General features: G+C 43.7%; 10 protein-coding genes. All 10 read left to right on the top strand.

The window, feature by feature from the left end; genetic code table 11:
• The first annotated feature begins 87 nt into the window (after nucleotides 1-87).
• Nucleotides 88-1,521, top strand: coding sequence for an MBOAT family protein (locus tag K8S19_04595; GenBank protein ID MCD4812951.1), 1,434 nt, complete (start codon nucleotides 88-90; stop codon nucleotides 1,519-1,521).
• Between the two features lie 61 nt (nucleotides 1,522-1,582).
• Nucleotides 1,583-4,018 carry a hypothetical protein gene (locus tag K8S19_04600; GenBank protein MCD4812952.1) on the top strand — a complete coding sequence of 812 codons (2,436 nt, stop codon included), beginning with the start codon at nucleotides 1,583-1,585 and terminating at the stop codon, nucleotides 4,016-4,018.
• Nucleotides 4,008-4,700: a class I SAM-dependent methyltransferase gene (locus K8S19_04605; GenBank protein ID MCD4812953.1), complete on the top strand. Its 693-nt coding sequence runs from the start codon at nucleotides 4,008-4,010 to the stop codon at nucleotides 4,698-4,700. Before K8S19_04600 ends, K8S19_04605 begins: the two co-directional genes overlap by 11 nt.
• 27 nt (nucleotides 4,701-4,727) lie before the next feature.
• Nucleotides 4,728-5,495, top strand: coding sequence for an ABC transporter permease (locus K8S19_04610; GenBank protein MCD4812954.1), 768 nt, complete (start codon nucleotides 4,728-4,730; stop codon nucleotides 5,493-5,495).
• Nucleotides 5,492-6,247, top strand: a complete 756-nt coding sequence (locus tag K8S19_04615; GenBank protein MCD4812955.1) for an ABC transporter ATP-binding protein — start codon at nucleotides 5,492-5,494, stop codon at nucleotides 6,245-6,247. Before K8S19_04610 ends, K8S19_04615 begins: the two co-directional genes overlap by 4 nt.
• 12 nt (nucleotides 6,248-6,259) lie before the next feature.
• Complete coding sequence (locus K8S19_04620) at nucleotides 6,260-7,177, top strand: glycosyltransferase family 2 protein (protein ID MCD4812956.1); 918 nt, start codon at nucleotides 6,260-6,262, stop codon at nucleotides 7,175-7,177.
• The gene (locus K8S19_04625) at nucleotides 7,167-8,219 is read left to right on the top strand and encodes a hypothetical protein (protein ID MCD4812957.1); all 1,053 of its coding nucleotides are present in this window, start codon (nucleotides 7,167-7,169) and stop codon (nucleotides 8,217-8,219) included. Before K8S19_04620 ends, K8S19_04625 begins: the two co-directional genes overlap by 11 nt.
• A gap of 97 nt (nucleotides 8,220-8,316) precedes the next feature.
• Nucleotides 8,317-9,135, top strand: a complete 819-nt coding sequence (locus K8S19_04630) for a hypothetical protein (GenBank protein ID MCD4812958.1) — start codon at nucleotides 8,317-8,319, stop codon at nucleotides 9,133-9,135.
• Between the two features lie 78 nt (nucleotides 9,136-9,213).
• Nucleotides 9,214-9,807 (top strand): macro domain-containing protein, encoded by a 594-nt coding sequence (locus K8S19_04635; protein ID MCD4812959.1) that lies wholly within the window; start codon nucleotides 9,214-9,216, stop codon nucleotides 9,805-9,807.
• Nucleotides 9,808-9,963: 156 nt separating this feature from the next.
• Nucleotides 9,964-10,914, top strand: a 951-nt coding sequence (locus K8S19_04640) for an RNA-binding protein (GenBank protein ID MCD4812960.1), incomplete at its 3' end; no start/stop codon positions are given.

A 10,914-nucleotide genomic window follows, 5' to 3' on the forward strand; every position in this document is an offset into this window, starting at 1 on the left:
GCGTACTCGAGCAACAATGCGCACAGGTATAAAGACGGTGATACCTATATAGGCGTCATCAATTTGAAATAAGTATATGGAGCGGTCATGGTTTTTTCGTCAGTGACATTTCTTTTCTATTTTTTGCCTGTGGTTTTGGGATTCTATTTTCTGGCAAGACCAGGCTTGCGAAATTTAATTTTCATGCTGGCAGGTCTGGTGTTTTATCTCTGGGGAGCCGGCGGTGTTGTTTTTATCCTGATGGCTTCTATTGGTATAAACTGGTTACTTGGCTTGTGGGCGGAAAAAACCTATGATGCTCTGGGGAAGTGGAAAAAGCGGCTGCCGGTGATTGGGGCGGTCGTTATCAATATTGGGATATTGGGATATTATAAATATGCCAATTTCATGATTGATCAAATGAACGCTGCCATAGGGAAAATCCTGCCGGGATTCGAGCCCGTTTTGATATCTCATATTTTGCTGCCAATCGGTGTTTCCTTTTTTACGTTTCAAGCCATGAGTTATGTCTTTGATATCGCGCGGCATCGCTTGGCGCCGCTGCGCAACCCGGTCGATTTTGCCATGTATATTTGTATGTTTCCTCAGTTGATTGCCGGGCCGATTGTTCGATATCACGAAATTGCCGATCAAATTAAAAACCGGATTGTTACCGTGGAAAAATTCGGGACCGGTGTTGTCCGGTTTTGTCTTGGTTTGTTCAAAAAAGTGGTGTTGGCGGACTCAATCGCTGTTTTGGCGGACCAAATATTTGCAATGAAAACAGATTTATCAACACCCGTGGCGTGGCTGGGCTTATTGGCTTTTACGGTTCAGGTCTATTTTGATTTTTCAGGGTATTCGGATATGGCGATTGGCTTGGGTCAGATGTTTGGATTTCGATTACCTGAAAATTTTAATCGGCCTTATTTAGCAATAAGTGTTACTGATTTTTGGCGGCGCTGGCATATAACCCTTTCCCGCTGGTTTCGGGAGTATGTTTATATCCCTTTGGGAGGTTCAAAGGTCACGGCCTGGCGAATTTACCTTAATCTATTTATTGTGTTTGTTTTAGTGGGATTCTGGCATGGCGCCAATTGGACCTTTCTGGTATTTGGATTTTGCCATGGTGCGTTTTTAAGTGTGGAGCGACTGTTTGGATTGGTAAAAAAAGGGGAACCGCAACGCTGGCTTGCAGCACGCAGGCTGGTAACATTTGTTCTGGTTATGCTGAGCTTTGTATTGTTTAGAGTCAGTGATATTTCTCATGCCGGACAGTTTTATACGGCTCTTTTTCTGCCGCAAACAGGCAATGTGCTGTTTGCGCTGGACTTCAGAAATATACACGCCCTTATCTGGATGGCGGTAGGTTTACTGGCAATATTTGTTACCGGAGATAAACCAGTGGCAATAATCTTAGAACAATCGGAGAGGCGGTCGGTCGCATTGATAAGAATAGGTATTATAACAGTGGCGCTAACCCTGACAGTGATGATGATTGTTAGCCGGAATTTTAATCCTTTTATTTATTTTCAATTTTGATATGAAAAAGATAACCCTTATTATTAGTACAATCATTTTTTTAAGCTGGATTGGTGCACACATGATGGCGATTCCGGGATTTGGAAAGAAAAATGTGACATTTATTCAGGAGACGGAAAAAAGAAATCCAGTGGCATTTCCACCTATCAATTCCTATAGAAGTATGTTGAACGCTTCTTTTTATAGATCCCTATCGGATGCCTTGACAGATCGCATGGTATTGCGTAGCGGATTGCTTGTTTTAAAACGCACTCTGGATTATTACCTGTTTTATCGCCGGAGTTTTAGTACAGTGGATATTGGGCTGGATGGCTGGTTTTTTATCCGTGACGGCTACTTGTTGCCGCGAGAAACCAGGGATGAAATTCAAAAAGTATTCAGACAAATAGATGAGTTTCTCCGAAACCTACAGGATGATAGGGCAGAGGTGCTTTTGGTTGTTGCGCCGGATAAACATGCTGTTTATCCGGAAAAATTAAGTGTCCTATGTAAAAAAAACATTGCCAAGGGACAAGATCGAAATAAAATACTTCGCCAATATTTTGAAAAGCACCAATCATCTCAGGTTTTACCGCTGTGGGAAAAATATAACCAGGCAAAAAAAAGAAATGACGAGAACATTTTTTTTAAAAAAGATACGCATCATAATCCGCGCGGTGCACTGGTGATGAGTAAAAATATCATAGAAAAGTTGCAACCCGGTCTATGGGATGAAAAAGAGATTGTTGATCAGGGTACGAAATCCCATTGTGGAGATTTGATGTTGATGTCAGGATTAGGAAAAAAATATGAAGTTGTCCGTGAAATGGATATTCAAAGAAGAGGCGTAGAGCTTGTTTTGAAAAAAGGAATGGATTTGCCGGGGACTGATAAAAAAATGATCCGCTATACTTCAAAGAGCAGTCATCGCCCCATGCTGGAAGGCAAGACGTTGGTTTTGCATGATTCCATGATGGCTGGTTCAAAAAATACAGTGCGGCAGTTTTTTACAGATATTTCTTTTGTGCATTACGAAACAGTCTATAGGGCGGGTGAGTTTGATAAATGTTTGGATACTTATAATCGTGTTATTATTGAAGTGGCCGAGCGTGTTGTTGTTGACGTTATGGAAAATATTCTGGATGAATATCAATATGAACAAATATATGAATATACCGAGGAAGATGTTTCACGAGTTTCTTATAATAAAGAATTAAAAGCAACATTGCAAAAAGATGGATTGGAAGTTATTGTGTATGGGCATGATCCGATTATTTATTTTCCGGCACCACAACAATTCAATCAGACGGATTATATTCTGAAAATTGTCATGCGTTCAACTGTCAATACATCAAGTCAATTATTTTATTTGGACAATGGGCAGCGGCAATTTTCGGAGGAAAAAAGTATTTCTGAAGAAGTTGTTGGCGGTGAAAATTACCTAAAATACTATTTGCCTGCCGAAAGTTATTACTATCCCAAACGGTTTGATCCCAGTATGATGCCCGGTGAGTTTGTTATTCGGGCGATTAGTATTTTGAGGAAACTGAATGAAAATGAATATTCAAAACAGGTTGATGGGAAGGGTGAAGTTTCGCTCAGGCTATTTGAGGTGAATAATAAGGACCGCGCAATCATAAGGGAATGGCAGCAGGTGTTAATGGGGAGCGCGAAAACAAGCGTTGCGCTTGTTCCAACCGGACTGTTGGTCCGTGCGCAAGAAGAAGATCCCTATTTGATATTACCTTCTGTGCTGCATTGTTCGGAAAAATCAAAACCGGTCCTGGAGATTGGATTGGATGTGTCGGTTGCTAATGTGAGTCAGCTGTTTTATTTGAGATCAAAAGACGGCCGGTATGGCGAAGACATGAGTATTCGGAAAACGGTTCGTGCGGGGAATAATAATTTACGTTTTCAACTTGATCCGGAAGTGTTGGAGTATCCTTTGCGATTTGATCCGGGAACAGGCGGGGGACATTACTTGGTTCGTTATGCCCGAATTACAGGATTGGAGACGGGGGGGGGGGCATCAACGAAAAGCGTAGGAACCACAATATATATGATAACCCCGGGTACGCTGGTTAAAAAGTTTTGTGCCCAAGAAGTGCATGAGCTTATCAGTGAGGTTTCTCAAGCAACGATTCAAGTGGTGTCTGAGACGGTGGTGCTCAACGCGATGGGGACCGATTCTTTTATTGTTTTAAAAAAATTAGTGGAAGATATAGAAAAAGGAATGTATAAGATCGTTTTTAATATACAAGCATCAAAAGAAACCACTGCGCAGTTGTTTTGTTTGGATCATCCGAACGGTGAATTCATTGAAGAGAACAGTCTGCTTAAAAAACTGAAATTAGGTTATAGTCGTTTGGGATTTGTTGTTCGCGATGAGTGGCTGGAAAATCCAATTCGGTTTGATTTTTCCTGTGATCCCGGTAGTTATAAAATAGAGTCCGTGGAGATACACAAAATTAATATTGCGGATTATAAAATGGGAAAGGACACCTTTGATGGGATGTGAAAACAAGGGTTATTGCATCTGCTGTGATCAGGCAGTGACCTTTTCCTCGGTTTATGACTGGTTTCGTGATCATTACCGTTGTCAAAATTGCAACTCCATTCCCAAAGAACGGGCCTTGATGACTTGTCTGGAATTGTTTTATCCACATTGGCGGGATTTAAAAATTCACGAATCCTCTCCGGTCTGGACCGGAGCCAGTAGGAAAATCCGGGATGGTTGTAAAGATTATTTGCCCACCATGTATCATGAGGGAACAAAATGTGGTGAAGTGAAAGATGGTTTTCGCTGCGAAAATCTGGAGCAATTAACATTTGAAAATGAAATGTATGATTTGCATATTACCTCTGATGTGATGGAGCATGTTTTTTTTCCTGAAAGAGCATTTCAGGAAATTGCCAGAACCTTGAAACCCGGTGGCGTGCATATTTTCACAGTGCCGCTGGTCATGAAAAACAAACAGTCTCGAGTCCGGGCTGTTCTTGATGAACGAACAAAGGAGATTCAGTATATAGAGAAACCTGATTATCATGGGGATCATCTGGTGACCCGGGATTGGGGTTATGATATTAAACAGTTTATATCTGACAGTAGTGCTATGGAATCGAAAATCATATTAATTGAAAATATCGATTTAGGATTAAAAGCAGAATATAATGATGTTGTCATTTCAGTTAAACAGTGATGATGGCAAAATAAGATTGAGGGAAATGTGCAAAGAAAGTATCGCTATTTAATAGATTTAATAGTAGTCCTGACCCATAAGGATTTAAAAGTACGTTATAAAAACAGCCTTCTGGGTTATTTTTGGTCGATTGCCAATCCCATGGCTTTTGCGATTGTGTTTTTTATTGCCTTCAAAATTATTATGCGTATTGATATGGAAAATTATGCGTTGTTCCTTATTGTCGGGTTGTTTCCCTGGCAGTGGATCTCAAATTCGCTGGGTTTGGCGCCTTCCGTTTTTCTTTCCAATGCCAGTATTATTAAAAAAGTTAATTTTCCCAGGAATGTTCTGCCGTTGACGATTGTGTTGCAGGATATGCTGCATTATATTTTCTCGATTCCCGTAATCGTTTTATTCATACTGCTGGAAAATAAATCCTGTCACTTATCCTGGCTCTATGGTATTCCGATACTTCTTATGGTCCAGTTGTTATTCGTTTATGGGATTGCTTTAATCGTGTCTTCCATAAACTTATTTTTCAGAGATATGGAAAGACTGGTAACCATTGCGCTGGTGTTTTCATTTTATTTCACACCGATTATTTATCCAGTGGCAATGATACCTGTAAAATATCAGTATTTAATCTATTTCAATCCTTTCGCGCCGCTGATCATGAGCTGGCGCAGTCTTTTTATGGAGGGTTACCTGGATTGGTTTTATAGCTTGATCAGTTTGGGCTATGGCAGTCTGGCATTGGTTATTGGACTGCTGGTATATAAAAAACTATCCGGTAAATTTGCGGAGGTGGTATGAGCGCGTCGGTTATTATATTTAATCATGTCAGTAAAAGTTATCCCCAATATCAGCATATGACCGGCGGTTTTAAGCAATTTTTATTTAATCTGCCCGGATCGTTGAGCAGCTTTCGCAAAACCCAGTTCGATTCTTTAATTGATATTGAGGGTGGGATTTTTGAAGGTGAAACTTTTGGTATTATTGGTAATAATGGCGCCGGCAAAAGTACGACCCTGGGTCTTATTGCCGGGGTATTAAAACCGACGAAGGGTGAAGTGATCGTCAAAAAACGGGTTTCGCCTTTGCTGGAGTTGGGTGCGGGATTTCATCACGATCTTACGGGTAAGGAAAATATTTATCTCAATGGCATCTTAATGGGCATGACGCGGAAAGAAGTGGAATGTAAAATTGATGAAATCATCGATTTTTCAGAGTTAGGTGATTTTATTGAGCAGCCGCTGAGAATTTATTCCAGCGGGATGCTGGCGAGATTGGGTTTTTCCGTAGTCGCCTGTCTTGATCCGGAAATTTTATTAATCGATGAAATTCTTTCGGTAGGGGATGTGGAGTTTCAGAAAAAATGTATTAACCGTATCATGGCGTTTAGAGAAAAAGGAGTGACCATTGTGTTTGTGTCCCATGATTTAGGTCAAGTTGAAAAAATTTGTGATCGTGTTGCCTGGGTTGATAATCATCGTATAAAAATCGGCGGTATTCCCGGTGATGTTATCAAAGCCTATCTGGAAGCTAATGCGGCTCAGGCAGGCTAGAAGAGGCTATTCATGAGGCAGGCACAGCCCAAAGTAAGCATCATCATTCCTTGTCATAATGACGGGAAATACCTGGAAGAAGCCGTTGCTTCGGCACGGGGCCAGACGTATTCCAATTGTGAAGTGATTATTGTCAATGACGGTTCGACGGATGCTGCGACCAATCAGTTGCTCGATTACTTTTCGAAGTCCAAGATTCGGGTAATACGCATTCCCCACAGCGGCCCGGCAGCGGCCCGGAATGCCGGGATTGAAAAAGCCAAGGGTAAATACATTTTGCCGCTGGATGCAGATGATAAGCTGGGGAAGCGGTATGTGGAAACAGCGGTTAAGGTGATGGAAGCGGATCAGCGGACCAGGATTGTGTACTGCCGTGCGCACTATTTCGGGGAACGGTCCGGGGAAATGGTCCTGCCGGAGTATTCTTTGGAAAATATTTTTTTAGACAATATGATTTTTGTGTCAGCCCTTTTCCGGAAAAGCACTTGGAAAAATGTCGGCGGTTTCAACCCGGCCATGCGGGAGGGTATGGAGGATTACGATTTTTGGCTCTCCCTGATTGAAAAAGAAAATTGTGTTGTTCACCGGATCAACAAAATATTGTTTTATTGCCGGGTGCGTGATGATTCGCGAACCGCGCGTTTGAAAGCCGGCGGGAAGCTGTCGGAAGTGTATACGCAAATTTTTTATAATCATCGTGATTTGTTTTTGCGGGATAATAATATGCGGCTGTACATCAACCATCGCCAGAAATTGAAGCAACAAATCAATGTTTATGGCGAGATATTGCGTGATTCGCCCGCTATGAAAATTGAACTGCGATTGTTGAAGCGGCCGATTCTAAAAAAAATCTATTATTTTATTTTTGCGATTATCGAGGGAATTTTTAAAAAACTGGAGAGGACACCAAGGGATAAACATGATTTATAGTACGATTGTATGTGCCAATTATTTGCCGCGCGCCAAAGTACTGGCAGCGTCTATTAAACAGCATGACCCCAAGGCGAAATTTTGCCTGTGTATCGTGGAAAAGGAGATGCCGGAAGGTGTTGGTAATTATCCGCATTTTGACAGGGTGGTGCTGGCAAAGGACCTGGGGTTTGGGTATTTTAACCGCTTCATCATTAAGCATGAATTGGTCGAGGGTGCGACCGCAGTTAAAGCGCAATGGATGAAATATCTGTTTGCGACATTTAAAACTGAAACGAATAGTGTTTATTTGGACCCTGATATTATGCTCTATAGCCCCTTGCCGGAATTGAGATTCCTGTTGGTCCGGCATGCCATTGTCTTGACGCCCCATTTGTTGACACCGGGAAATCTGGAAATGGAAATGAGCTGTATGAACCATGGGATTTATAATTTGGGGTTCTTGGCACTGCGGCGTTCACCTGAGGCAAAACGTTTTCTCAACTGGTGGCATGACCGGATTTGTCATGCCTGTTATATTGATAAGGAGCGGGGGATTTTTACGGACCAGAAATGGGTCGATCTGGCACCGACGTTATTTGATGTGCATCTTTTAAAACATCCCGGATACAATATTGCAATTTGGAATATATCCGGCCGGCATTTGAAAATTGAAAAGAAACGTTTGACGGTCAACGGTCATCCGGTGCGGTTTATTCATTTTTCCGATATTGGTAAAAAGATATTTGATTGGGCAATTGAAAACTGGGGTCAGGCAAGTCTGGGTGTGATGAAAAAATTGAGCAGTGCCTATAGGGATAAGCTGGAAGAAAATCGTAATACACAGCTCATACCATGGAGCTATGATTATCTGGACAACGGTGAGACCGTTACGCGCGAAATTCGGGTCATCTTTCGAAATGAGGGCATCATGCCTGAAGCGGATCCTTATCGCCTGACTATGAAAAGACTGAACAAATTATGGCTGTTACGAAAACGGTTGAAATATAAAGCCATACGGATTATGAATAAAGTTCTGCGTAAATTGGATATGCATATCTAGTTTGTAAGTATGCTGCCGGTAGTGATTTAAAAAAATGTAATAAAAAAATCTTACTGGTTGTCTAACCAATAGTTGAACAAAATACGGGAGGGAAGCGATGCGAAAAAGTCTGGGCCTGTTGATCCTGTTTTTGGTGTTTTCGAGTCAAATTGCGTTGGCGGAAGTGCTGGTTTTGGTTAATGATTACTATATTGATCAAGTCACCATTTTGCAAAATGATCAGGGCGTTATCCGGTATGAGCGGCGGGACAATGAATATCTGATTGATTCCGGGATGATCGCCAAGGTCACGACGGTTGTTCCGGCCGGATTGACTGCCATTGCACCGGAAGCGGTTGCCATGACCCCGGCACCGGATGTTTCCGAGGATGGGATGACAGCGTCTGAAGAATTGTCCATGGATACGAACCCTGAGGAAGAACCCACGGAGACGATGGATGTGAAGGAGCCTGCCAAGCTTCCGGTCTCTGAGGAAGTTACTCCGGGCATAGCCGGCAATGCGGCCGAAGTCCCCAAACTGGAGAAAATCAAGAAACAATCTTTTACCCTTGGGTTTCTCAATGGCGGAGGTTCCCTGGTGGGGCTGGATTATCAGGCATTGTTGGGCAGCTCGAATGTGGCGCTCCAGATTGGTGCCGGCTTTATCGGATGGGACATTGGGGTGAATTATTATTTTGAACCGGATATGCACAGCGAATATCTATCGTTTGCCTACTGGAGCCAGGGCGGAGGAGATCGTTATGTCAAGTATTTGGGTGTGACGTATGGCTTCAAAGCGTTTGGCTGGCTCAACGGCCAGATTGGTCTGGGCTATACACTGGAAGTCAGCGAGGGTATGGCGGAAGCACTGGAAGATGCAGGCGCAGCGGAAATGCCTGATGTCTTGCTTTTATATAGTATTGGTGTTTATTTTTAAAACGAGGAAGCATGGCAAGGTGGGTTTATGGAAGCGGATAAAGGAAAACAAAAGCGTAAACAGGAAATTCTAAAGAGCATGCAGTCGTGTGCTCAATGTGACGCTATTTCAGAACCCATTGTACGAACCATTCATCAGACTCAACTGATTATTCAATTGGATAATATCGTGACCCTTACCACTACTGTGGTGGTTAATGCTGCTCAGCCCCGACTCACCGGCGGTGCAGGTGTGGATGGCGCCATTCATGGACACGGCGGACCGGTTATTTTGGAAGAATGCCTTGAGATTATTGGAAAAATCGGGAGGCTGGAAACCGGCAAGGCGGTGATCACCAGCGGTGGGAATTTACCTGCCAACTATGTCATCCATACCGTAGGACCCATCTGGCATGGCGGGAACAAATATGAACCGGAACTGCTCGCCTCAGCTTACCGTGAAAGTCTGCGGCTGGCAGATCAACACCAGCTGACATCCATCGGGTTTCCTTCCATCTCCACCGGTGCCTACGGTTATCCAATCATTGATGCTGCCCAAATCGCGCTTAAGACAGTCATCGACTATCTCACCTTGGAAAACACCGGACTTGAGAAAGTCCAATTCGCCATTTTCTCGCCCGGAGACCTGGGGGCGTATCGTTGGGCACTGGGTAAACTCGAGGATAATCTGTAAGCCGCGTTATCTTTTTGATATCAGAATTCAACAGAATATGAGAGGATTCAGCGTACGATCTAAATAGCGGATCACTTTCCAGGGGAGAGCAAAGCATCCTCAATCTTTGTGTCGGCAATCACCATCCCAACATTTTTAAATTTAGGAGCATTGATTATGAAATTGCATGTTGATCATTTACCCGTTGAAATCACAGAAACGGAATTGTTGAAATTATTTCAAGACTATGGCGAGTTAACATCAGTGGTGGTTGTCCGGAATAAAAAAACCGGGATATCGAAAGGATATGGCTTTGTTGAAATGCCTGCGCGTACGCAAGCCGAGGCGGCTATTGCAGGGTTGCATGAAAAAAAGCTGGACGAAAATATCCTGGTGGTTGCTGAAGCGCTGCCTACGACCAAAGCGGCGGCTGCAAAGAAAAAGAAACCTGCGGGTGAAAAAAAACGTACGACACTGACACCTGTTAAGAGCGGGAAAAAAGTGAAGCTTAAAACGAAAGAAAAACCCAGGATGAATAAAAAAAATAAGACTGATTATTTTGAACCTGAAGATATTATATCCAAGGAGCCTCGTACGAAGGGCCGCTCATTCCAGCATAAGCAAGATGGTGATCAGCGATCTATCGACCGATCGCGCAGCAGTGACAGTCAATCAACCGGTAAATACCACAGCGCGGATAATCGGGCAACCGGTCGATATCGCGGCAATACCAATCGTCCGGCGGGTGGATATCGTGATAAAGAAAGCCGTTCCGCAGACGGTGGCGGAAATCGACTTAGTGCGAATAAGAGTCGCCCTGTCGGTGGAGACTATCGTGGCAGCACAAGCCGTCCTGCAGCCGGTGGCGGATACCGCAGCAATGCCAGCCGTCCTGCAGCTGGTGGCGGATACCGCAGCAATGCCGGCCGTCCTGCAGCCGGTGGCGGATACCGTGACAATGCCAGCCGTCCTGTAGCCGGTGGCGGATATCGTGACAATGCCAGCCGTCCTGCAGCCGGTGGCGGATACCGCGGCAGCGCCAGCCGTCCCGCAGCTGGTGGCGGATACCGCAGCAATGCCAGCCGTCCTGCAGCCGGTGGCGGATACCGTGACAATGCCAGCCGTCCT

This window comes from bacterium (assembly GCA_021108215.1).
Classification (GTDB): domain Bacteria; phylum Oederibacteriota; class JAAXVQ01; order JAAXVQ01; family JAUVAV01; genus JAIORK01.

Bases quoted from the DNA above. Each gene is read 5' to 3' on its own strand.
- K8S19_04595 (MCD4812951.1), top strand. From the start codon at position 88: ATGGTTTTTTCGTCAGTGACATTTCTTTTCTATTTTTTGCCTGTGGTT.
- K8S19_04630 (MCD4812958.1), top strand. From the start codon at position 8,317: ATGCGAAAAAGTCTGGGCCTGTTGATCCTGTTTTTGGTGTTTTCGAGT.
- K8S19_04600 (MCD4812952.1), top strand. From the start codon at position 1,583: ATGATGGCGATTCCGGGATTTGGAAAGAAAAATGTGACATTTATTCAG.
- K8S19_04625 (MCD4812957.1), top strand. From the start codon at position 7,167: ATGATTTATAGTACGATTGTATGTGCCAATTATTTGCCGCGCGCCAAA.
- K8S19_04635 (MCD4812959.1), top strand. From the start codon at position 9,214: ATGCAGTCGTGTGCTCAATGTGACGCTATTTCAGAACCCATTGTACGA.
- K8S19_04615 (MCD4812955.1), top strand. From the start codon at position 5,492: ATGAGCGCGTCGGTTATTATATTTAATCATGTCAGTAAAAGTTATCCC.
- K8S19_04620 (MCD4812956.1), top strand. From the start codon at position 6,260: ATGAGGCAGGCACAGCCCAAAGTAAGCATCATCATTCCTTGTCATAAT.
- K8S19_04605 (MCD4812953.1), top strand. From the start codon at position 4,008: ATGGGATGTGAAAACAAGGGTTATTGCATCTGCTGTGATCAGGCAGTG.